Below are 21,365 nucleotides of genomic sequence, written 5' to 3'. Positions count from 1 at the left end.
TTGCCCCGCAAGCCCCCGAGGATGGCATCCCCTTCAATCCTCGACGAACGCCTCTTCACGCTTCGCCTTCACCGAAGGCAGCAGCACCACCACCAGCAGCAGCAGCGCCGCCGCGAGCAGCCCGGCCGACAGCGGCCGCGTGACGAACACGCTCCAGTCGCCGCGCGACAGCAGCAGCGCGCGGCGCAGGTTCTCTTCCATCATCGGCCCGAGGATGAAGCCCAGAAGCAGCGGCGCGGGCTCGCACCGGAGCTTGAGGAACAGGTAGCCCACGATGCCGAAGATCGCGACCATCCAAACGTCGAAGGTGTTGTTGTTCTCCGAGTACACGCCCACCGCGCAGAACAGCACGATCGAGGGGAACAGCCACTTGTAGGGAATGGTCAGCAGCTTGATCCAGATGCCGATCATCGGCAGGTTCAGCACGATCAGCATCAGGTTGCCGATCCACATCGAGGCGATCAGGCCCCAGAACAGCTCGGGGTTGCTGGTCATCACCTGCGGGCCCGGCTGGATGTTGTGGATCGTCATCGCGCCCACCATCAGCGCCATCACGGCGTTGGGCGGGATGCCCAGCGTCAAGAGCGGAATGAAGGAGGTCTGCGCGCCGGCGTTGTTGGCCGACTGGGGCCCGCCACGCCGCGGATGTTGCCCTTGCCGAACGGCACTTCGCCGTTCTTGAGCTTGATCTTCTTCTCGATGGTGTAGGCCGCGAAGGCCGACAGCAGCGCGCCGCCGCCGGGCAGGATGCCCAGGGCCGAGCCGAGCGCGGTGCCGCGCAGCACCGCGGGCGTCATGCGGCGGAAGTCTTCCTTGGTGGGCCACAGGCCCTTGACCTTGGCGGTGAAGACCTCGCGCTCGTGCTCGGGCACCGCGAGGTTCGCGATGATCTCACCGTAGCCGAACACGCCCATCGCGATGGCGATGAAGCCGATGCCGTCGGTGAGTTCGGGAATGTCGAAGCTGTAGCGCGCCACGCCCGAGTTCACGTCGGTGCCCACCAGCCCCAGCGCGAGGCCGAGCAGGATCATGGTGATGGCCTTGAGCAGCGAGCCCGAGGCCAGCACCACGGCGCCGATCAGGCCCAGGATCATCAGCGAGAAGTACTCGGCCGGGCCGAACTTGAAGGCCAGCTCGGTCAGCGGCGGCGCGAAGGCGGCCAGGATCAGCGTGCCCACGCAACCCGCGAAGAAGGAGCCGAGCCCCGCGGCCGCGAGCGCGGGCCCGGCCCGCCCCTTGCGCGCCATCTGGTAGCCGTCGATCACGGTCACCACCGAGGATGACTCCCCTGGCAGGTTCACGAGAATCGCGGTGGTGGATCCACCGTACTGCGCGCCGTAGTAGATGCCGGCCAGCATGATGAGCGCCGACACCGGTGGCAGCGCATAGGTCGCGGGCAGCAGCATCGCAATGGTCGCGACCGGGCCGATGCCCGGCAGCACGCCGATCAGGGTGCCCAGCAGGCAGCCGACGAAGGCGTAGACCAGGTTCTGCGCCGTGAAGGCGACGCCGAAGCCGATCGAGAGGTTGGTGATCAGGTCCATGGTTCTCTTGTCTTCTCTTTTCGTTCTTCTTGTAGCGAGATCAGCCGGCGATGAAGGTCGGCCAGACCTGGAACTGCAGCTTGAGCGCGACCACGAAGGCCAGGTAGCTGCCGAGCGCGAGCACGGTGGCCAGCACCGTCACGCCCTTCCAGCCGAAGTTGTCGCCCGCGAGGCTGGCGATGAAGGTCAGCGCATAGATCGCGACGATCAGCCCCATCGACGGCAGGCCGATGCTCGGCAAGCCGCCGAGCAGCACGCCGAAGACCAGATTGGCACCGATGATGAACACCAGCGGTTTCCACGCGATGCGCCCCACGGGCTCGCCGTCGGCGGTCTCGACCGACAGCGCCTTGAGCGTGATCAGCACGCCCATGAGCGCGATGAGGATGCCCACGATCAGGGGAAAGTAGCCCGGGCCCATGCGGGCGCCGGTACCGACGTTGTAGGTCGTGGCGCCCCATGCGAAGGCCACGCCGAAGGCGCTGAAGAGCACGCCCGAGCAGAAGTCTCTCTGACTCTTGATTCTCACCGTTGATGTCTCCTGGGAATTGCCTGGGACCGCGGCGCGGCCCATGCGGCTGGCACGTGAAAGTGCGAGCCGCCGATCCTAGGAATTCGCGCGCGTGCTGTGCGTGAACACAACATTGCCGTTCGGCAATGCGGCGCGCCTCAGTCCTCGCCGGGCAGGTCGATGCGCGCGCGCAGCCCGGGCGCGGCGTCCTCGAACGCGAGCTGCCCGCCGTGCAGCGCGATCACCGCGCGCACGCTCGCCAGGCCCAGGCCATGGCCCGGCGTGCTGCGGTCGAGCCGGTGGAAGCGCACGCCGATGCGTTCGCGCTCGGCGGCCGGTATGCCCGGGCCGTCGTCCTGCACGAAGAGCTGCGCGCGGCCGTTCACGGTGCGCGTGCCGATGCGCACCACCGCGCCGGCGCCACAGTACTTGAGCGCGTTGTCGACCAGGTTGGCGACCGCGCCCGCGAGCAGGTCGCGGTCGCCGAGCGCCGTGGCCGCCTCGCACGGCTCGCGCCGCAGCGCGATGCCCTGCGCCTCGGCCACGGCCTCGTAGAGTTCGGCCACGTCATTCGCGATCACGTCGAGCGCCACCGACGCGAACTGCTGGCGCCGCGCGCCCGCCTCCACCTCGGCGATCTGCAGCAGCTTCTCGAACACCACCGCGAGTTCCTCGAGCTCGCGGATCGCGGCCGCCACGGCGCCGCGCTGCGCATCGTCGTCCGGCAGGCCCAGTTCCACCGCGCGCAGCCGCACCAGCACGCGCGTGAGCGGCGTGCGCAGGTTGTGGGCGATGGTGTTGGAGACGTGGCGCACGCCGTCCATCAGCGACTCGATGCGGTCGAGCATGGCGTTGATGTCGTGCTCGAGCAGCGCGAACTCGTCCTCCTCGCCCGAGGGCGCGACGCGCTCCTGCAGCTCGCCGGCCGCGATGCGCGCGGCCGTGCGCCGCACCGCGCCCACGCTGCGCTCGAGCTCCTGCCGGAACACGAAGGTGCCGCCGATCAGCAGCAGCACCGCGACGATGCCGGCCGCCGCGCTCGCGCTCGCCACCAGCGATTCGATCGACTCCTGGTCGCGCAGGTCGTGCCCCACCACCAGCGTGGCGCCGTCGGGCAGCGGCCGCATCACGAGGTAGGCGATGGCGCCCTGGCCGCCGCGCAGCACGCGCCGGTGCACGCCGTCGCCCGCGTCGGGCGCGCTCGAGGGCATCTGGTCGAGGTTGCCCGCGAGCTTGCGGCCCTCGCGGTCGACCAGCAGGTAGACCTCGTTGTCGGAATGGCGGTCGTCGGCCAGCAGGTGGGTGATCTCGCCCGCCGCGCCCTCGGCGCCGCGCGCCTCGTGGCGCACCACCAGCTGCTGCACGTTGGCCGCCACCTGGCGCACCATGCGCTGCTGCAGCACGCCCACGGTCTGCATGTAGACGATCGCCAGCGAAGCCAGCATGGTGATCGCCACCAGCAGCCCGTAGTAGAAGGCCAGCCGGAAGCCGACCGAGCGCCAGAGCTGGCGCAGCGCCGGGATCATCGGCGCGCGGGCGCGGCGGCCGGCGCGGCTTCGGGGTCGGGCTCGGGCGGCGCCAGCCGGTAGCCCGCGCCGCGCACCGTCTGGATCAAGGTCGGCGCGCCGCCCGCGTCGAGCTTGCCGCGCAGCCGGCTCACCTGCACGTCGATGACGTTGGTCTGCGGATCGAACTGGTAGTCCCACACGGCCTCGAGCAGCATGGTGCGCGTGACCACCTGGCCCGGATGCATCATCAGGTAGGCCAGCAGGCGGAACTCGCGCGGCTGCAGCGCGATGGGGCGGCCCGCGCGCCTCACCTGCCTGCTCGCGAGGTCGATCGACAGGTCGGCGACTTCGAGCGTGCGGATCTCGGGCCCGGTGCGCGAGCGCCGCACCAGCGCCTCGGCGCGCGCGGCCAGCTCCGAGAACGCGAAGGGCTTGGCCAGGTAGTCGTCGCCGCCGGCCTTGAGGCCGCGCACGCGCTCGTCAAGCGCGCTCAACGCGCTGAGCACCAGCACCGGCGTCTTCTTGCCGAGCGCGCGCAGGGTCGCGAGGATCGACAGGCCGTCGACCTCGTTCGGCAGCATGCGGTCGAGGATCACGAGGTCCCAGGCTTCGCTGGTGGCGCGCGCCAGCGCATCGGTGCCGTCGCGGCTGATCACCGCCACGTGGCCGAGCGCGCGGAAGCCTTCGGCGATGTAGCGGGCGTTGTCGGCGTCGTCCTCGACGATGAGGCAACGCCACAGGGGAGTGGGATGGATCACGCCTGCGATTGTGCCGCCCGCTGCCGCCCGCGCCGGCGCTACAGGCCCGCGTCGGCGCGCGCAACGCGCACCACGCGGCCCTGCACCCCGTCCACCAGCAGGTACAGCCCGCCATCGGGCCCCTGGCGGATGTCGCGGATGCGCTCGCCGAGCTCGGCGAACAGCGACTCGCGCCGCACCACGCGCGGCGCGGCGTCCTCGCCCGCGAGCTCGATGCGCCACACGGCCTTGCCGGCCAGTGCGCCCACGAGCACGCTGCCCTTCCACTCGGGAAACTGGTCGCCGGTGTAGAGGATCAGGTTGCTCGGCGCGATCGCCGGCAGGCCCCAGTGCGCGAGCGGCGGCGCGAGGCCGGCCCTGGCGGTTCCTTCGCCGATAGTCGCGCAGGTGTTGTATTCGCAGCCGAATGTGACGAGGGGCCAGCCGTAGTTGCGGCCCTTGCGCACCACGTTGATCTCGTCGCCGCCCTGCGGCCCGTGCTCCGCCACCCACAGCTGGCCCGTGCGTGGATGCACGAAGGCGCCCTGCGGATTGCGATGGCCGAGGCTCCAGATCTCGGGCCGCGCGCCCGCGCGCTGCGCGAAGGGGTTGTCGGACGGAATGCCGCCATCGGTGCGGATGCGCACCGTCTTGCCCTGGTAGTAGCCGAGCGACTGCGCGCGCATGCGGTCTTCGGGCGCATAGCGGTCGCCGAGCGTGAGGAACAGGTGGCCGTCGCCCGAGACCGCGAGCCGCCCGCCGAGGTTCTCGCCGACCGCGATCTTTGGCGTCTGGCGGAACAACACCTTGAGCTGCTCGACGCGCGCGCCGTCGTCGCTGAGCCGTGCCCGCGCGACCGCGATGCCGTTGCGCCCGGCGCGGCTGCGGCGGCGATCGACCTCGGTGTAGCTCAGGTAGATGAGGCGGTTGGCCTCGAAGCCCGGATCGATCGTGACGTCGAGCAGCCCGCCATGGCTGCGCCGGTCGACGGCCGGCAGCCCGCGCACCGGCGCCGAGACCTTGTCGCCCTGCGCATCCACGATGCGCAGGCGGCCCGCGCGCTCGGTCACCAGCAGGCGGCCGTCGGGCATGAACTCCATGCCCCAGGGCAGTTCGAGCCCGGCCGCATAGGTGCGGGTCTGGAAGGCGGTGGGCGCGGGCCCGCGCGCCGCATCGGCGGCATGCCCGAGCAACAGGCCCGCGCACAGCAGACCGGCCCGCAAGCAGGTCGAGAGGGAGGGGCGGGGTGCGGTGTTCATGTCGAGCGGAACGGCGGCCCCATGACAGGGCCGCCATCGTTTCGAATCATAGAAACGAACGGGCGCGCACGAACGCCGCGAACATTACCGTTTGTCCATGTTCAGCCGCTCGCTACTCGGCCGCGATCAATTTGTTGCACATCTCCACGAGCCGAGCCGCCGCGGGCGAGAGCGAATGGCCACGGATCGTCACGATGGCAATGGTGCGGCTCAGCGCCGGCCCGATGATGCGCACCACCTTGAGCGGCGTGCGCCGCGGCAGCGCCACGCGCGGCAGCAGCGCGATGCCCAGGCCCGCCTCGGCCATCGCGACCAGCGTCGTGACCTGCATGAACTCGTAGTTGCTCTCGTGCGAAAGGCCGTTGGCCTTGAGCGCGTTGTCGACATGGTCGCGAAAGGCGGTCGAGCTCGACAGCTTGAGCAGCGGCAGCTTCGACAGTTCGCGCAGCGAGATGCTGGCGCGACCGTTGTCCTGGTAGCCGCGCGGCAGCATCGCGCAGTAGTCGTCGACGAAGATCGGCGCGAACTCGAGCTCGCCCTTCTTCTCGGGCACCGGCCCGATCGCGAAGTCGACCTCGCGCCGGCGCACCGCCTCCAGCAGGTCCTGGTTGGCGAGCTCGCGCACGTGCACGCTGATGCCCGGGTACTTCTTCGCGAAGGCCGTGAGTATCGCCGGCAGCCGCGTGCTCGCGATGGTCGGCACGCAGGCGAAGGACAGGTGGCCATGCTGCACGTCGGCCGCATGCTGGATGTGCGAGAGCCCGACCTCGAGCTCGGCCAGTGCCTTGCGCGCGCTGATCAGCAGCTGCTCGCCCTCCTGCGTCAGCGTCACCTTGCGCGTGGTGCGCTGGAACAGCGCCACGCCGAGCTGCTCCTCGAGCTGCTTGACCTGCATGCTGACCGCGGGCAGCGAACGGTTGGTCTCCTCGGCCGCCTTGCGGAAGCTCTCGTTCTGCGCCACCGAGAGGAAGGTGCCGATCAGCTTGAAGTTGATGTTCATGGGGCGATCCTGCGTCGTTCCGAAAGTCTGAACAATGCCTAAGATTATTTGAGTTGTTGCCACGCGAGGTCAAACCTAGCATTCGAGCCATCCCAATGACTCCGACGAGTCGCGAGAGAGGCAAGATCCGATGACCGCACCCCAGATGACGCTCGTGGCCTTCCTGCAGGCGCAGAACTGCTCGAACCTGGTCGCCTCGTGGCGCCACCCCGACACCGAACTCGGCTATGGCACGCCGGCCTATTACCAGAACATCGCCCGCACGCTGGAGCGCGGCAAGTTCCAGATGGCCTTCTTCGACGACCGGCTCGCGATGCCCGACCGCTATGGCGACGACCACCGCGACACGGTCGAGCACGGCGTGCGCGCGGTCAAGCTCGACCCGATCTCGGTGGTGACGGCCATGGGCCTGGCCACCGAACGCCTGGGCCTGGGCGCCACCTACTCCACCACCTACTACGAGCCCTTCCACGTGGCGCGCGTGTTCGCCACGCTCGACCTGCTGACGCAGGGCCGCGTGGCCTGGAACGTGGTGACCTCGCTCAACAACTCGGAGGCCGCGAACTTCGGCGCGCAGGAGCACCTCGCGCACGACCTGCGCTACGAACGCGCCGACGAGTTCCTGGAAGTGGTGCTCGGCCATTGGGACACCTGGCAGGAAGGCGCCGTGCTGCACGACAAGGCGAACGGCCGCTTCGCCGACGCATCCAGGGTGCGCCGCCTCGACCACAGCGGCAAGTGGTTCAAGTCGCGCGGCCCCTTCACCGTGCCGCGCTCGGCGCAGGGCCATCCGGTGCTGATCCAGGCCGGCCAGAGCGGGCGCGGCAGCGAGTTCGCGGCGCGCTGGGGCGAGCTGGTGTTCGTGATCTATCCCAACATCGACGTGGCGCGCAGGTCGTATGCCGACTTCAAGCGCAAGGTCGCGGCGCACGGCCGCGATCCGGCGCAGGTCAAGGTGGCGCCCGCGGTCTACGTGGTCGCGGCCGAGAGCCGCGCCGAGGCCGAGGACAAGAAGGCCGCGATCGATGCGCTCGTGAAACCGGTCGACGGCCTCGCGCTGCTGTCCGAAGTGCTGAACTTCGACTTCGCGACCAAGCGGCCCGACGAGCCCTTCACCGACGAGGAGCTGGGCTCGATCACCGGGCTGCGCGCGATCCTCGACCGCGTGATCGCGCAGAGCGGCCTGGCACGGCCGACGCTCGCGGACTTCCTGCGCTTCAGCGGCCGCGGCACCACCGACGAGCTCGCCACCTTCGTCGGCAGCAAGACCGACGTCGCCGACCAGATGGAGCAGTGGTTCCGCACCGGCGCCTGCGATGGCTTCGTGCTCGCGGCCACCAGCATGCCCGGCAGCTACGAGGACTTCGTGCGGCTGGTGGTGCCCGAACTGCAGCGCCGCGGCGTCTTCCATCACGACTACGAGGGCCCGACCCTGCGCGACAACCTCGGCCTGGCGCGCCCGGCTGCGGGCGACTGGAAACATCTCTACCGCTGACACGAGGAGCACCCCATGGAAGCCAGCGCCTACAAGCAACTCATGAAGCATCACGCGGGTGCGCCGGTGGTCATCGCCACCGGCCGGCCCGGCGAGCGCACCGGGCTTACCGCCACGGCCTTCTGCTCGCTGTCGGATTCGCCGCCCACCGTGCTGATCTGCGTCAACCGCGGCGCGAGCGCGCACCCGGTGATCGAACGCACGCGCGCCTTCTCGGTGAACCTGCTGCGCGACGGCCAGGCCGACATCGCCGCGCGCTTCGCGGGCATGACCGGCCTGAAGGGCGAGCAGCGCTTCGAGGGCGGCGACTGGACCGTGCAGCAGACCGGCGCGCCGGTGATGGCCGATGCGCTCGCGAGCCTCGACTGCGAGCTGCTGCAGGCGCACGACCACGGCACGCACTCGGTCTTCATCGGCCTGGTGCGCGAGGTGCACAGCGATGGCGGCGCCGACCCGCTGATCTATTTCCGCGGCAGCTTCAGCGCACTGCGCGAGCGCGCGTCGGCAGCCTGCGCGGCCTGACCGCGCCCGTAAACCCTCCCGGCGACCCGCCAGGAAATCCGACGACAAGAACAGGAGACATCCATGAAGCGAAGAACCCTGCTGCAGGCAGGCGCCGCGGCCGCCTGGCCGCTGGTGCACGCGGGCGCCGCGCGCGCCGAGGCCGGCTACCCGAGCAAGCCGGTGCGCATCCTCGTGCCCTACACCACGGGCCAATCGGCCGACCTGTTCGGCCGCATGGTCGCGACCGAGCTCGGCAAGCTGTGGCCGCAGCAGGTCTTCATCGACAACAAGGGCGGCGGCGCGAGCATCCCCGGCATGCTCGCGGGCCGCAATGCCGCGCCCGACGGCTACACGCTCACGGTCGGCGGCAGCGGGCCGATGGCGATCAACCCCGGGCTCTACGGCAAGAAGCTGCCTTACGACCCGCTGGCCGATTTCATCCCGGTGCACGGCCTGTTCCTGTCGCCGCTGGTGGTGCTCGCCAATCCCTCGGCCAACATCGATTCGTTCAGGCAGCTGGTCGAGTCCGCCAAGCGCAAGCCCGGCACCGAGAAATGGGGCGTGGCCGGCCTGGGCACCTCGCCGCATCTCGCGGGCGAACTGATCAAGGCCAAGGCGCAGATCGACGTGGTGGCCGTGCCCTACCGCGGCAGCGGCGTGATGCTCAGCGACCTGCTGGGCGGACAGGTCACGCTGGGCGTGGACACGGTCTCGGCCGCCATCTCCTACGTGCGCAGCGGGCAGCTCAAGGCGCTCGCCGTCACCTCGGCCAAACGCGTGCCGCAGCTGCCCGATGTGCCGACCGTGGCCGAAAGCGGATTTCCTGGCGTCGAGGCCGTCGGCTGGGCCGGCTTCCTGCTGCCGCTGCACACGCCGCCGGCCGTGGTCGCGGCCGCCGAGCAGGGCATCCACCGCGTGATGTCCGACCCCGCGATCCAGGAGGCCATGACGCAGCGCGGCGCGCTGCCCGACCTGCGCGGCGGCGGTGCCTTCGGCGCCTTCGTCAAGGCCGAGGTCCCGAAGTGGACCGAGCTGATCGTCGCCAACGGCATCAAGGTCGACCAGTAGGCCGGCCGCATCCCCACACCCTTTCATCCGCCACAGGAGCCTTCGTGTCCGCCACCCTCACCCCGCCGCGCCGCCAGCGCCTCCAACGTTCCGAACTCGCGGTGCCCGCCACCTCGGAGCGCTTCTTCGCCAAGGCCTGCGCGAGCGATGCCGACGTCGTCTTCCTCGACCTCGAGGATGCAGTGGCCGACGCCTTCAAGGACCAGGCCCGGCGCCAGGCCGTCGAAGCCCTCAACGCGCTCGACTGGGGCCGCAAGAGCATGGCCGTGCGCATCAACGGCCTCGACACGCCCTGGGCCCTGCGCGACCTGGTCGATATCGTGAGCGAGTGCCCGCGGCTGGACATGGTGCTGCTGCCCAAGGCCGGCACCGCCTTCGACGTGCAGTTCGTGGCGCAGGTGCTGACGGCCATCGAGCGCGAGAAGGGGCGCGACAAGCGCGTGGGCATCGAGGTGCTGATCGAGACCTCGCAGGGCGTCGCGCATGCCGAGGAGATCGCCGCCTCGTCCGACCGGCTGGAGGCGATGATCTTCGGCGTCGGCGACTACACGGTCGACATGCGCACCAACGACTTCGTGTTCGGCACGCCGAGCGAGCGCTATGCGGTGCTCACCGCCCCCGACGCGCAGGGCGTGCGCCACCGGCACTGGAACGACCAGTGGCACTTCGCGCTCGCGCGCATCGCCAATGCCTGCCGCGCCTACGGCGTGCGCGCCATCGATGGGCCCTTCACCGACTTCGGCGATGCCGAGGGCTACCGCGCCTCGGCCACGCGCTCGGCGGCGCTGGGCTTCGAGGGCAAGTGGGCCATCCATCCCTCGCAGGTGGCGATCGCCAACGAGGTCTACTCGCCCTCGGCCGAACAACTGGCCTGGGCCGACAAGGTGCTCGGCACGCTCGAAGCCGCGGCCGCGCAGGGCAATGGCGCCATCGGCCAGAAGGGCGTGCTGATCGACCTGGCCCATGCCAAGCTCGCGCGCTCGCTGCAGCAGCGCCAGGCCACGATTGACCGGCACACGGGCGGCAACGCCGATCGGCGCTGAGATGGCTGAGACCTCCACCGCCCCGCTGGCCGGCGTGCGCGTGCTCGACATCGCGACCTTCGTGGCCGCGCCCTTCAGCGGCACCATCCTCGCGGACTTCGGCGCCGACGTGATCAAGATCGAGCAGCCCGAGGGCGGCGATCCGCTGCGCAAGTTCGGCACGCCCACCGAATGCGGCGACACCCTGGTGTGGCTCAGCGAGGCGCGCAACAAGCGCTTCGTGACGCTCGACCTGCGCGTGCCCGAGGGCCGCGAACTGTTCCTCCGGCTGGTGGCGCAGTCCGACGCGGTGCTCGAGAACTTCCGCCCCGGCACCATGGAGCGCTGGGGCCTGGACTTCGAGACCTTGCGCAAAGCCAATCCGCGCATCGTGCTGCTGCGCGTGAGCGCCTACGGCCAGACCGGCCCCTACCGCGAGAAGCCCGGCTTCGCGCGCGTGGCGCACGGCTTCGGCGGGACTCTCGCACCTCGCGGGCATGAGCGACGGGCCGCCCGTGGTGCCGGGCTCGACCTCGCTGGCCGACTACATCTCGGGCCTGTGGGGTGCGCTCGGCGTGCTGCTGGCGCTGCGCGTCGCCGACCAGACCGGCGAGGGCCAGGTCATCGATGTCTCGCTCTACGAATCGATCTTCCGGCTGCTCGACGAACTGGTGCCGGCCTACGGCAAGTTCGGCGAGGTGCGGCAGCGGCTCGGCGCCGACGTGCCGCACGTGGTGCCGCATGGCCACTGGCAGACGGCCGAGGGCAAGTGGGTGGCGCTGGCCTGCTCGAGCGACAAGATCTTCGAGCGCCTGGCCCACCTGATGGAGCGGCCCGAGCTCGTGGCGCCCGACCGCTTCGCGACCAATGCGCAGCGGCTCGCGGGCCGCGCCGAGATCAATGCCGCCATCGCCGGCTGGATCGGGCGGCTCGAACTGGCCGAGGCGGTGGCGCGCTGCGACGCGGCCGGCGTGCCCTGCGGGCCGATCATGGCGATCGACGACATCTTCGCCGACCCGCAGTACGCGGCGCGCGGCAACCTGCAGCGGGTGCAGGACCCGCGCGTGGGCGAGCTCGTGGTGCCGGCCGCCGTGCCGCGGATGTCGAAGACGCCGCCGCTGCTGCGCCACCTGGGCGGCGCGCTCGGCGCGCACACGCAGGAAGTGCTCGGCGAACTGCTGGGCCTCGATGCCGAGGCGCTGGCGCGGCTGCGTGCCGCGCATGCGCTGTGACCCGATCTCCTTTCATTCACGACAAGCGCTCATGCATTCCACGCCCGTTCATCCCTCGGCCGCGCTGTTCTCCGGCGAGACGCTCGTTCCCGCGCTCGCGCCCTGCGAGCACTACGCGGGCAGCGAGAAGCTGATCCACAAGGCGCTGCAGCTGCAGACCGAACTCGGCCCGGTCTTCGACCTGACCTGCGACTGCGAGGACGGCGCCGCGGCGGGCGAGGAGAAGGCGCACGCCGAGATGGCCGCGCGCGCCATCGCCTCGGACGCCAATCGTCATGGCCGGGTCGGCGCGCGCGTGCACGATGCCTCGTCGGCCTTCTGGCGCGCCGACGTCGACACGCTCATCGGCGAGGCCGGCGACCGGCTGGCCTACCTCACGCTGCCCAAGGCGCAGCGCACTAGCGACGTCATCGCCATGCTCGACCACATCGAGCGGCGCCGCACGGCGGCCGGCCTCGCGCGCGCCCTCCCGGTCCATGTGCTGATCGAGACCCATGGCGCGCTGCGCGACGTGTTCGAGATCGCGGCGCTGCCGGGCCTGGAGGTGCTCGACTTCGGGCTGATGGATTTCGTCAGCGACCACCAGGGCGCGATCGGCTTCGAGGCCATGCGCAGCCCGGGCCAGTTCGAGCATCCGCTGCTGGTGCGCGCCAAGACGCGCATCGTGGCTGCGGCGCTCGCCAACGGCCTCGTGCCGGCGCACAACGTGTCGCTGACGCTGCGCGATCCGCTCGCCACGCGCAACGACGCCTACCGCGCGCGCCACGAGTTCGGCTTCCTGCGCATGTGGAGCGTGCATCCCGATCAGATCCGGCCGATCGTCGAGGCCATGGCACCCGATGCGAGCCAGGCCGAGCGCGCCGGCGCGATCCTGCTGGCGGCGAGCGAGGCGCAGTGGGGGCCGATACGGCACGAGGGCGAGCTGCACGACCGCGCGAGCTATCGCTACTTCTGGAGCGTGCTGCGCGCGGCCGAGGCCGCGGGTGTCGCGCTGCCCGCGCAGGTGCGCGAGCGCTTCTTCGCGGGCTGACGCGGCACGCGGCGAATAATCCGCGTCTTCGCCGCGAGCGATGTCCAGCCCGGAACGCCGCGCAGGCGCATCGAAGGAACACGAGCGGTGAGAAGTTCGCGCAGCCCCCAGCCCTCCGTCTCCCACGGCACGCAGAGCATCGAGCGTGCGCTGCGCATCCTGCGCGAACTGGCCGCGCGCGGCGAATTCGGCTGGCGGCTGTCGGACCTCGCGGCGCGCTGCGAGGTCGACAAGGGCACGGTGCACCGCGTGCTCTCGTGCCTGGTGCGCGAGCGCTTCGTGCAGCAGCGCAGCTCCGACAAGCACTACTTCCCCGGCCCGATGCTCTACGAGCTCGGCCTCTCGCTGCCCGGCTACGCGGCCTTCCAGCAGGCCTGCGAGCGCCGCATGGCGAAGCTGGCGGCGCAGACCGAGGCCATCGCCTGGCTGATCCTGCGCAGCGGCAACGAGTACGTCTGCGCGGTGCGCCAGGGCTCGCTCGAGCTGCGCGGCCTGATGGTGCACGCGGGCACGCGGCGGCCGCTGTTCACCTCGGTCGGCGGCGTCGCGATCCTGCAGACCCTGCCCTCGCTCGAGACCGAGAACATCCTCGCCGACAACATGCAGCAGGAGATCGCGCAGCGCGGCAGCGGCCGCCTCGACGCGCTCGAGAAGATGCGCGACCGCTCGCGCCGGCATGGCTTCGGCGTCAACCTCGGCGACGTGGTGACCGGCGTGCATGCCTTCGCGGTGCCCGTGTGCGCCGACAACGGGCGCGCGATGGCCGCGGTGTGCCTCACCGGGCTGGCCGAGCAGTTCGGCGAGCCGAAGCTGGCCGAAGTCCGAGCGGCGCTCGACGAAGTGGCTGCGGCGGTGGAGCAGGATGCGCGCGAATTGCTCGGCGGCGTCATGCACATGGATCACATGAGCGCGAACGCCGAGCCTTGAGCACCGACGCGCGGCGCTACAAGTTCAAACTGTGAAACTCCGCTGCCCGGCCCTATGGGCAGCGAAAAGACCGCTCGATATTCTCGATCGCAGAGACAACTCACGACGAGAAACGATGAACGTGGACACTGCGGTCAACCTCGAGGACCTGCGCTCGATGGCACGGCGGAAGCTGCCGCGGATCGCCTTCGATTTCATCGACGGCGGCGTGGACGACGAGGACTGCATGCGGCGCAACCGCGAGGCCTTTCGCCGCTTCCAGCTGGTGCCGCGCTACCTCGTCGATGTGTCGCAGCGCGACCAGTCGACCGAACTGCTGGGCCGGCGTTATGCGAGCCCCTTCGGCATCTCGCCCACCGGGCTGGCCGGGCTGTTCCATCCGGGTGCCGACGAACTGCTCGCGCAGGCGGCCAAGGCGGCCGATGTGCCCTTCCTGCTGTCGAGCGCGAGCAATGCCTCGGTCGAGACGGTCGCGAAGCTCGCGCCCGCGCATGTCTGGTTCCAGATCTACGGCACGCGCGAGGAGCGCATCAACCTCGATCTCGTCGAGCGTGCACGCGACGCCGGCGTGCGCACGCTGGTGGTGTCGGTCGACGTGCCGGTGAATTCCAACCGCGAGCGCAACCGGCGCAACGGTTTCTCGCGCCCCTTCCGGATGACGCCCGGCGTGGTGCTCGAGGCGCTCGGCCATCCGGCCTGGGTGCTGCGCTATCTGCGCAGCGGCGGCATTCCGATGATGAGCAACTGGGCGCCCTATGGCCGCGCGGGCGCCTCGGCGGCCGAGGTCGCCGAACTCTACGGCACGCTGACACCCGCGCCGATGATCACGTGGCGCACGCTCGAGCGCATCCGCGCGGACTGGCGCGGCCCGCTCGCCGTGAAGGGCCTGCTGCATCCCGACGATGCGCGCCAGGCGGCGGCGCTCGGCGTCGATGCGATCGTGGTCTCGAACCATGGCGGGCGCCAGCTCGACGTGGCGCCCACGCCGCTCGAGATGCTGCCCGCGATCCGCGCGGCGGTCGGCGAGCGCGTGGAGCTGCTGCTCGACAGCGGCGTGCGCCGCGGCTCCGACATCGTGATCGCGCGCTGCCTCGGCGCGCGCTTCGCACTGTTCGGCCGGCCCACGCTGTTCGGTGCGGCCGCGGGCGGCGCGCGCGGCATCGCGCGGGCGCTGCAGATCGTGCGCAACGAGATCGACATGGTGCTCGCGCAGATCGGCTGCGCTTCCTTCGACGCGCTCGACGCGCGCCATCTTCGCGACGCGGGCGCCGAGACCTTCGCGAGCCCATCCCCTCCCCTGCCCGCCATGCCGGCGGCCAACGGCACCGCCTTCGATCCACCCAGGGCGGCGACCTCACAACCATGAAGGAGACAGCGATGACCTCACTCTTGCGCCTCGCGCGGCGGCTCGCCGCACTGCCGCTGGCATTCGCGCTGACCGCCGGCGCACTGGCCCAGGGCTACCCGAACCGGCCGATCAAGATCGTGGTCGCCTACCCGCCCGGGCAGAGCACCGACATCGCCACCCGCTACTTCGCGACCAAGCTCTCGGCCGCGCTGCACGAGGGCGTGGTGGTGGAGAACCGTCCCGGCGCCTTCGGCAACATCGGCACCGCCTATGCGGCGCGCGCCACGCCCGACGGCTACACGCTGATCATGGGCGCCTCGGGCACGCATGCGATGAACCCGGCGCTCTACGACAACATCGGCTTCGACGCCGAGAAGGACTTCGATCCCATCGTCGCGACCGCCTTCATCCCGATGGTGGTCTCGGTGCATCCCTCGCTCGGCGTGCAGACGCTGCCCGAGCTGATCAAGCTCGCGCGCAGCCGGCCCGACAAGGTCGACGTGGCGCTGCCCAGCGTCACGGCGCAGCTGGTGCTCGAGATGATCCGGCGCCAGAACGTGCCGCTGTTCTCGATCAAGTACAAGGGCTCGGGCGAGGCGATGACCGCGCTGCTGGGCAACCAGGTGCCGGTGCTGATCGACACGGTGGCGGCCTCGCGCGCGCAATTCGGCAGGATCAAGCCGCTGGCCGTGACCTCGGCCAAGGCCATGACCGCGCTGCCCGAGATCCGGCCGGTGGCAGAGCAGGGCCTCGAGGGCTTCAGCGTGGTGGCCTGGAACGCGCTGATGGCGCCACGCGGCACGCCGGTGGAGGTGCGCGAACGGCTGGCCACCGAAATGCGCAAGATCCTCGCGCTGCCCGAGACCGCCAAGGCCCTGCACGAGCTCGGCTTCGAGCCCGCGCCGCCGATGGACCACGCCCAGCTCGTCGCCTGGCTGCGCTCGGAACGCCTGACCGACGCCGAGATCATCCGCAGCGCCGGCATGAAGGCCGACTGACGCGCCGCCCCTCTTTCCCCTTTTTCTTCTTTCATGCACCCAGGAGACATCCCATGACCGTGCTCGCGCAAGAACTCAAGGTCCGCCCGCTGCATTCCGACTTCGTGATCGAGATCGACGAACGCATCGAGGACATCCTCGCCAACCCCGACGCCATCGAGCAGGTGCGCCGCCTGTGGCAGGACGCGCCGGTGATCGTGTTCCCGCGCCAGTCGCTCGAGGAGGCCGACCAGGTGCGCTTCACCGAGCAGTTCGGCCCCTGCGAGAGCGCCAACCGCAAGGACATCCAGTCGCCCTACCACGACGAGATCATCTACTTCAGCACCCTGCGCTATGCCGACGGCCGATTCGTCGGTGGCTTCGCGGGCGGCGACGACGTCGACTGGCATTCGGACCAGACCTTCCGCGTCAAGCCCGCCACCGGCGCCATGCTCTACGGCCTGGAGGTGCCCAAGGGCGGCGGCGACATCTACTGGGCCGACCAGTACGGCGCCTGGGAGCGGCTGCCCGCCGACGTGCGCGCGCTGATCGACGGCCGCACCGGCACCTACCGCTATGCCAAGCGCATGGCGATCATGAACACGCTCGAACTCAAGGACAAGGAAAGCGCGCAGGCCAGGGAGATGGCGAAGCTGCCCGATGCCTTCCACCCGGTGGTGCTCACGCACCCGCTGACCGGCCGCAAGGCGCTCTATGCCGACCCGACCACGCTGGTGGCGATCGAGGGCCTGAGCGAGGCCGAGAACGCGCGCGTGCTGCCGCTCCTGTTCGAGGCCGGCGGCAGCGCCGAGCTCGTGTACCGCCACAAGGTGCGCAACGGCGACCTGATGATGTGGGACAACGGCTGCACCATGCACCGCCGCGACGAGATGCAGCTCAACCAGCCGCGGCTGATGAAGCGCACCACCTTCCGTCTCGCGGCCGACGCCTACTGCGTGCCGCACTGAACCGGGAGCGACCGTGAACAGCTCCAGAGTTTTCCTGCGCGTCAATCGCGTGGAAGCCGCCCTGTGCGCGAAGGCGCGCGAGGCCACGGTGTCCGACCTGCACGAGGCGGCCGCGCCGCGCGGCATCGGCGGCCTGATGTCCAGCCGCATGCGGCCGATCCAGAAGGGCGCGCGCATCGCGGGCCCGGCCGTCACGGCCTTCTGCGCGCCCGGCGACAACCTGATGATGCACCGCGCGCTCTACCTCGCGCAGCCCGGCGACGTGCTGGTGGTGGTCTGCGACGCCGAGACCTCGGGCGCCCAATGGGGCGACATGGCGGCGCGCTATGCGCTGCGCAAGGGCCTCGCCGGCGTGGTGGTGCAGGGCTGCGTGCGCGACACCGACACGGTGGAGGCGCTGGGCCTGCCGGTCTGGTCCACCCACGTCCTCTCGATCCATCCCGACAAGTGCGGCCATGGCTTCGTCAACACGCCCGTGGTCTGCGACGGCGTGCTGGTGCAGCCGGGCGACCTGGTCATGGCCGACGGCGACGGCGTGGTCTGCGTGCCGCGCCGCGAGGCCGGCGAGGTCGTCGAGGCCGCGCTCGCGCGCATGCGCAAGGAGGAGGAGATGGCGCGCGCGGTCGAGCGCGGCGAGGCCGTGTGGGACCTGGGCGGCTCGGCGGCGAGCTATGCGGCGATGAGCGTCGAGGAGATTGATGCGGCGTTCGATGACGTGCGCTGAGTGAAGGCGTCGCCGGTGCTCGCGACCAGGCGTTCAGGTCTTAGCCATGACTCAAGCTGCGCGAGCAGTCCATGTGACAGATTGCCAAGGATGGCGAAAACCACCGCAGCATGACTTGTGCAGCAAAAAAGTGACGCACCGCAAAAGCGACATCGCGGCGCGCCCGGCAAGCTCACGCGCGCGCTGCGCGACATAGTTATCCAAAGACTCGTTCAGTAAGTACATGACCGAACTCGGACGCTGGCGCCGCCGCGGGGTGGAAGCTGACCGGCACGTGCCCCTGCTCAAGGAGCGTGAAGCGATCCAGCTTTTCGCATGGCCGGCCCGAGCCGGCCGCGCAGCAGCACGACCACGTCGACCAAGGGGCGCGATGGCATGTCGTTTTTCTTGAGGAACGCGTGCCATAGCGCCTGTCGGGATGGATCATTTGCGTACTCATCGCTCAAGCCCACCGGCAACGACCCTGGCACCGCCATGCCGCGCCGCATGAACGTCGCGGCAATGGCATTGGCCAACATGTCGTCATCCAGGTCCTCGCGCTCCAGCAAGACCATCAGGTCCAGGTAGTCCTTGAGACGACTGTTGGTCATGCCCAGCACGACGATCGCATGAAGCTTCTCGGAAACAACGGTATAGGCCGGATAAGTGCGAAGGCGAGGCGCCGGCAGATCGGCGATGAGGACGGGATAGATCGCATCGGCGGGTCCTGGCGTGATGGCGTCGCCAAAGCCGACGTCGATCTGCGTCTTGCAGCGAGCGCGCGCCACGTCGGCATCGATCAAGACCCGCGCCCCGGCATAGCCGGCATCTTTGCGAATCTCCGAGACCCTGATCGAAGCCGGATCGAAGCTGATGCCATCGTCCACCCGCACGCTCGCGATATCACGGAAGGCCTGGGCCATGGACGCCAGATCGCTGGCACCGAAACCGAGCAGATCGGCATCGCGCGTCGCGCGGTGCGGCATGTCGTACCAGAGCGTGAACAGCAGCGCGCCCTTGAGCACGAAGCGATCGGCATGCACCGACTCGCCAAGGCGGTAGAGCATGCGTTCCAGGGCGAAGCGCACCAGCACCTGGTTGAAGTCGACGCCCTGGGCCTTGGCGATGTTGAGCAGGCGCGCTCGCACGGAGGCCGACAAGTCCTTGCTCACTCGATGGCCTCCAGGTAGGGACGCATCACATTGGCGACGCGGCAGACCCTCGCGTAGTGCCAAAGCTCGTCCGCCGACGCCTTGCGCTGGGCCCGCGCATCTCGAAGGGCTTCGAGCGCCACATCCAGGCCGATCTTGTTGCGGTGCTTGAAGCAATCCACCACGGTCTTGGCCACGCCGTAGACACGCAGTGGCACCTGGTCTCGCTCGACTACCTCGATGCCCGCCGAATAGGCTTCGCCGGAAACCTGGACCATCTTGAGCGGCGGGTAGGCGATCCTCGGGACATGGCTGCCGCGCGGCATTGCGATCCAGACCTGGCGCGGCAGCTGCGTGGTGAGCTCATGGAACTGCAGGGCGGTGAGCAGGCAGAACACGGCCTGGGGAACCTTGGTGGCGATCGCCGCAAGGCTCTCATGTTCGGAGCCTCCCGGTTCGGGCAGGCGGTAGAGACCGCGTCCCACCTTCTCCAGCAGGCCTGCATCCGTCATGCGCGTCAGCGCCACACGGGGCGTATCGGTGGCGTCCAGATCGCTGGCGCGGAGCATCCCCTTGCGCCCGAGCAGATCGAGAATTCGTTGAGCGTGGGTGTCCTGGCGCACGGTGTCCGCAGTATGTTACGTTTTTTCGTTATTTTCTACTATTTGACGAAATTAAGGAACATCCACAAAGCTTGCCGATCCGTGCGGGACGACCGTGCCCGAGGCCTGAACAAGCGCGCTGTCCAGCCCCCCGGACCACGCGCGAAGTGCGCCTGACGGACGCCGGGCAGTTGCTGCTGCGGCGCAGCGCGGCGCTCGTGAATCTCGCCTGCCGCATCCAGTCGGAGTTCGAGGCGCTCGCGCCGCCACGGTGCTGAGCGCTGTGCCCGACCGGTGTCGCCCCTCAGGGCGCCGCGACACACCTCCAAGCAATCAAATCCTGCGCCGTCGGAATCTCCCCCGAGGCATTGCGCGCCAGCGAAGGCGCACCACCCCGCGCCTGGTCGTCGTGCACCCAGCGGTCGAGATCGGCCAGCGCGTTCCAGTTCAGCTGCAGGGGCGTGAGGCCGAGCCGCTTGAGCACGGCATTCGTGTTGTAGAAGCCGTGGCTGTAGTCCTCGACGAAATAGGCGCGCACGGTGTTGCGGACGTCGCCGGCCGCGACCTGTCCGCCCGCGGGCAGGCCGTTCAGCTGCCTGACGAATTCGCCGGCCTGCGTGCAGGGCACGAGGAAGTCGGAGGTGCCCTGGTAGATCACGATCTTTTTGCCCTTGCCGCCATCCCGCTTCTGCCGCGCCGACATCCGCAGGAAGGGCACGAGCTCGTCGGGCCGCACGTTCCACACCGGGGCCAGCTGGTCGAGCAGCCGGTGGTAGCCGTCGTAGTCGGCGCCCGATTCGATCGCGACGTCGGCCAGGTAGCGTGAGGTCGCGCCCAGGCCGTCGCTCAGGGTCTGGGGCGACACGTCCTGGCCGAACAGGCTGGTGAGCATGGCCGAGGCGCTGGCCCAGTTGGTCGTCCAGTCATTGACGGTGTCGGGCACCTGCAGGGTCTTCAGCAGGTTGGTCTCGTCGACCGGCGGCGCGCCCGCGACGACACCGTCATACGCGTCGGGCCAGTTGGCGATGGCCTTGAGCGCCTGCCGTCCGCCGGTGGAGATGCCGACGAAGTAGGTGTCGGTGGGCGCGGCACCGGTGAGCTTCTTGAGCAGGTACAGGCCGACGTCGAGCGATTTCTTGATCGAGTCCTGCCCGAAGTTCTTCACCATCTCCTGCCTCGCGACATCGGAGAGCTTGCGGCCCGGGCGCACGAAGTAGGGATCGAAGGCGCCGTTCGAGCCGTCGGCACCCGCGTCGCTGAGCACCACGGCATAGTTGGCCAGCGCCATGCCCTGCAGCGGCAGCGCGAACTGCTGGCTGGTCTGCGTGCCCGCGGCGACCACGTCGGACTTCCAGGCGAAGCCGCCGCCGCCGAGCTGCACGAACTTGCCGCTCCACTGCGCCGGGATGTAGATCTGATAGTTGATGTCGCGCACGCGGTAGCTCGGGTCCTTCACGGCCGGGTCGACGCCGCCGGGCGAGGTGGGCTGGATCGTGCCCTTGATCAGGCAGTAGGCCGGCAGCGCGAGCCAGACCTGCTGGACGGACGTGACCTTGAAGCCGCCGGTCTTCGGCGAGGGAAAGCGGCTGCCGCGAAAGCCGTCGAGCACGGCGTCGCCGTACTGCGAACCATCGAGCTGGTTCGAGCAGGTGCGCACGAGGGTGTTGGAAATGTCGTTGGCCGCCTGGGCCCACGAGGCGAGTGCGCCGCAGGCCAGCGCCACGAGCAGCGAGCGGATGCACCGCGCGAGGTTCTCTGTCTTGGTCAAGATGTGTCTCC

General features: G+C 69.7%; 18 protein-coding genes and 2 pseudogenes. 11 read left to right on the top strand and 9 right to left on the bottom strand.

Annotation, left to right across the window (positions count from 1 at the left end; all coding sequences use genetic code 11):
• Nucleotides 1-33 precede the first annotated feature (33 nt).
• The 6 genes and pseudogenes from ACHMXE_RS08340 to ACHMXE_RS08315 form a co-directional block, all read right to left on the bottom strand.
• Nucleotides 34-1,544, bottom strand: a pseudogene (locus tag ACHMXE_RS08340) (tripartite tricarboxylate transporter permease).
• A gap of 40 nt (nt 1,545-1,584) precedes the next feature.
• Nucleotides 1,585-2,073 carry a tripartite tricarboxylate transporter TctB family protein gene (locus tag ACHMXE_RS08335; protein WP_209545799.1) on the bottom strand — a complete coding sequence of 163 codons (489 nt, stop codon included), beginning with the start codon at nt 2,071-2,073 and terminating at the stop codon, nt 1,585-1,587.
• A 140-nt stretch (nt 2,074-2,213) separates the two neighbouring features.
• Nucleotides 2,214-3,581 carry a sensor histidine kinase gene (locus tag ACHMXE_RS08330; protein WP_395345528.1) on the bottom strand — a complete coding sequence of 456 codons (1,368 nt, stop codon included), beginning with the start codon at nt 3,579-3,581 and terminating at the stop codon, nt 2,214-2,216.
• A complete protein-coding gene (locus ACHMXE_RS08325; RefSeq protein ID WP_203208410.1) occupies nt 3,578-4,303 on the bottom strand; it encodes a response regulator transcription factor in 726 nt (241 codons plus the stop codon). The genes ACHMXE_RS08330 and ACHMXE_RS08325 overlap by 4 nt, the downstream gene beginning before the upstream one ends.
• A gap of 56 nt (nt 4,304-4,359) precedes the next feature.
• Nucleotides 4,360-5,559 carry a PQQ-dependent sugar dehydrogenase gene (locus ACHMXE_RS08320; RefSeq protein ID WP_395345525.1) on the bottom strand — a complete coding sequence of 400 codons (1,200 nt, stop codon included), beginning with the start codon at nt 5,557-5,559 and terminating at the stop codon, nt 4,360-4,362.
• 112 nt (nt 5,560-5,671) lie between these two features.
• Nucleotides 5,672-6,559 (bottom strand): LysR family transcriptional regulator, encoded by an 888-nt coding sequence (locus ACHMXE_RS08315; RefSeq protein ID WP_395345522.1) that lies wholly within the window; start codon nt 6,557-6,559, stop codon nt 5,672-5,674.
• 130 nt (nt 6,560-6,689) lie between these two features.
• Here ACHMXE_RS08315 and ACHMXE_RS08310 point away from each other — a divergent pair, with 130 nt between their 5' ends.
• The 11 genes and pseudogenes from ACHMXE_RS08310 (at nt 6,690) to ACHMXE_RS08260 (ending at nt 17,854) form a co-directional block, all read left to right on the top strand.
• Nucleotides 6,690-8,054, top strand: coding sequence for an LLM class flavin-dependent oxidoreductase (locus ACHMXE_RS08310; RefSeq protein ID WP_395345519.1), 1,365 nt, complete (start codon nt 6,690-6,692; stop codon nt 8,052-8,054).
• 15 nt (nt 8,055-8,069) lie between these two features.
• A complete protein-coding gene (locus ACHMXE_RS08305) occupies nt 8,070-8,576 on the top strand; it encodes a flavin reductase family protein (protein WP_395345517.1) in 507 nt (168 codons plus the stop codon).
• A gap of 63 nt (nt 8,577-8,639) precedes the next feature.
• Entirely contained in the window at nt 8,640-9,626 is a 987-nt protein-coding gene (locus ACHMXE_RS08300; protein WP_395345514.1) for a Bug family tripartite tricarboxylate transporter substrate binding protein, read from the top strand.
• A 44-nt stretch (nt 9,627-9,670) separates the two neighbouring features.
• Nucleotides 9,671-10,669 carry an HpcH/HpaI aldolase/citrate lyase family protein gene (locus ACHMXE_RS08295; protein ID WP_395345511.1) on the top strand — a complete coding sequence of 333 codons (999 nt, stop codon included), beginning with the start codon at nt 9,671-9,673 and terminating at the stop codon, nt 10,667-10,669.
• A 1-nt stretch (nt 10,670) separates the two neighbouring features.
• Nucleotides 10,671-11,880, top strand: a pseudogene (locus tag ACHMXE_RS08290) (CaiB/BaiF CoA transferase family protein).
• Between the two features lie 31 nt (nt 11,881-11,911).
• Nucleotides 11,912-12,910 carry an HpcH/HpaI aldolase/citrate lyase family protein gene (locus tag ACHMXE_RS08285; RefSeq protein WP_395345508.1) on the top strand — a complete coding sequence of 333 codons (999 nt, stop codon included), beginning with the start codon at nt 11,912-11,914 and terminating at the stop codon, nt 12,908-12,910.
• A gap of 87 nt (nt 12,911-12,997) precedes the next feature.
• Nucleotides 12,998-13,837 carry an IclR family transcriptional regulator gene (locus ACHMXE_RS08280; protein ID WP_281081728.1) on the top strand — a complete coding sequence of 280 codons (840 nt, stop codon included), beginning with the start codon at nt 12,998-13,000 and terminating at the stop codon, nt 13,835-13,837.
• A 115-nt stretch (nt 13,838-13,952) separates the two neighbouring features.
• On the top strand, nt 13,953-15,203 hold the full coding sequence (locus ACHMXE_RS08275) for an alpha-hydroxy acid oxidase (RefSeq protein WP_395345505.1): 1,251 nt from the start codon (nt 13,953-13,955) through the stop codon (nt 15,201-15,203).
• An 11-nt stretch (nt 15,204-15,214) separates the two neighbouring features.
• Complete coding sequence (locus tag ACHMXE_RS08270) at nt 15,215-16,183, top strand: Bug family tripartite tricarboxylate transporter substrate binding protein (RefSeq protein WP_395345502.1); 969 nt, start codon at nt 15,215-15,217, stop codon at nt 16,181-16,183.
• A 53-nt stretch (nt 16,184-16,236) separates the two neighbouring features.
• Entirely contained in the window at nt 16,237-17,130 is an 894-nt protein-coding gene (locus ACHMXE_RS08265) for a TauD/TfdA dioxygenase family protein (protein ID WP_395345499.1), read from the top strand.
• Between the two features lie 13 nt (nt 17,131-17,143).
• Nucleotides 17,144-17,854, top strand: coding sequence for a 4-carboxy-4-hydroxy-2-oxoadipate aldolase/oxaloacetate decarboxylase (locus tag ACHMXE_RS08260; RefSeq protein ID WP_395345496.1), 711 nt, complete (start codon nt 17,144-17,146; stop codon nt 17,852-17,854).
• Between the two features lie 284 nt (nt 17,855-18,138).
• Here ACHMXE_RS08260 and ACHMXE_RS08255 read toward each other — a convergent pair whose 3' ends face one another.
• The 3 genes from ACHMXE_RS08255 to ACHMXE_RS08245 form a co-directional block, all read right to left on the bottom strand.
• The gene (locus tag ACHMXE_RS08255; RefSeq protein WP_057589715.1) at nt 18,139-19,005 is read right to left on the bottom strand and encodes a nucleotidyl transferase AbiEii/AbiGii toxin family protein; all 867 of its coding nucleotides are present in this window, start codon (nt 19,003-19,005) and stop codon (nt 18,139-18,141) included.
• Nucleotides 19,002-19,553, bottom strand: coding sequence for a type IV toxin-antitoxin system AbiEi family antitoxin domain-containing protein (locus tag ACHMXE_RS08250; protein WP_395347331.1), 552 nt, complete (start codon nt 19,551-19,553; stop codon nt 19,002-19,004). Before ACHMXE_RS08250 ends, ACHMXE_RS08255 begins: the two co-directional genes overlap by 4 nt.
• Before the next feature lie 337 nt (nt 19,554-19,890).
• Nucleotides 19,891-21,354 carry a tannase/feruloyl esterase family alpha/beta hydrolase gene (locus ACHMXE_RS08245; RefSeq protein ID WP_395345493.1) on the bottom strand — a complete coding sequence of 488 codons (1,464 nt, stop codon included), beginning with the start codon at nt 21,352-21,354 and terminating at the stop codon, nt 19,891-19,893.
• Nucleotides 21,355-21,365: the final 11 nt, after the last annotated feature.

The organism is Variovorax sp. UC122_21 (genome assembly GCF_044056785.1).
Classification (GTDB): domain Bacteria; phylum Pseudomonadota; class Gammaproteobacteria; order Burkholderiales; family Burkholderiaceae_C; genus Variovorax.
The sequence above is the reverse complement of the archived record's forward strand: the minus strand, read 5'-3'. Positions and strand labels throughout refer to the sequence as shown.

Excerpts from the sequence above, each read along its gene's own strand:
- ACHMXE_RS08330 (WP_395345528.1), bottom strand. The coding sequence starts at position 3,581 with ATGATCCCGGCGCTGCGCCAGCTCTGGCGCTCGGTCGGCTTCCGGCTG.
- ACHMXE_RS08320 (WP_395345525.1), bottom strand. The coding sequence starts at position 5,559 with ATGAACACCGCACCCCGCCCCTCCCTCTCGACCTGCTTGCGGGCCGGT.
- ACHMXE_RS08315 (WP_395345522.1), bottom strand. The coding sequence starts at position 6,559 with ATGAACATCAACTTCAAGCTGATCGGCACCTTCCTCTCGGTGGCGCAG.
- ACHMXE_RS08310 (WP_395345519.1), top strand. The coding sequence starts at position 6,690 with ATGACCGCACCCCAGATGACGCTCGTGGCCTTCCTGCAGGCGCAGAAC.
- ACHMXE_RS08305 (WP_395345517.1), top strand. The coding sequence starts at position 8,070 with ATGGAAGCCAGCGCCTACAAGCAACTCATGAAGCATCACGCGGGTGCG.
- ACHMXE_RS08300 (WP_395345514.1), top strand. The coding sequence starts at position 8,640 with ATGAAGCGAAGAACCCTGCTGCAGGCAGGCGCCGCGGCCGCCTGGCCG.
- ACHMXE_RS08285 (WP_395345508.1), top strand. The coding sequence starts at position 11,912 with ATGCATTCCACGCCCGTTCATCCCTCGGCCGCGCTGTTCTCCGGCGAG.
- ACHMXE_RS08275 (WP_395345505.1), top strand. The coding sequence starts at position 13,953 with ATGAACGTGGACACTGCGGTCAACCTCGAGGACCTGCGCTCGATGGCA.
- ACHMXE_RS08270 (WP_395345502.1), top strand. The coding sequence starts at position 15,215 with ATGACCTCACTCTTGCGCCTCGCGCGGCGGCTCGCCGCACTGCCGCTG.
- ACHMXE_RS08265 (WP_395345499.1), top strand. The coding sequence starts at position 16,237 with ATGACCGTGCTCGCGCAAGAACTCAAGGTCCGCCCGCTGCATTCCGAC.
- ACHMXE_RS08250 (WP_395347331.1), bottom strand. The coding sequence starts at position 19,553 with ATGCTCCGCGCCAGCGATCTGGACGCCACCGATACGCCCCGTGTGGCG.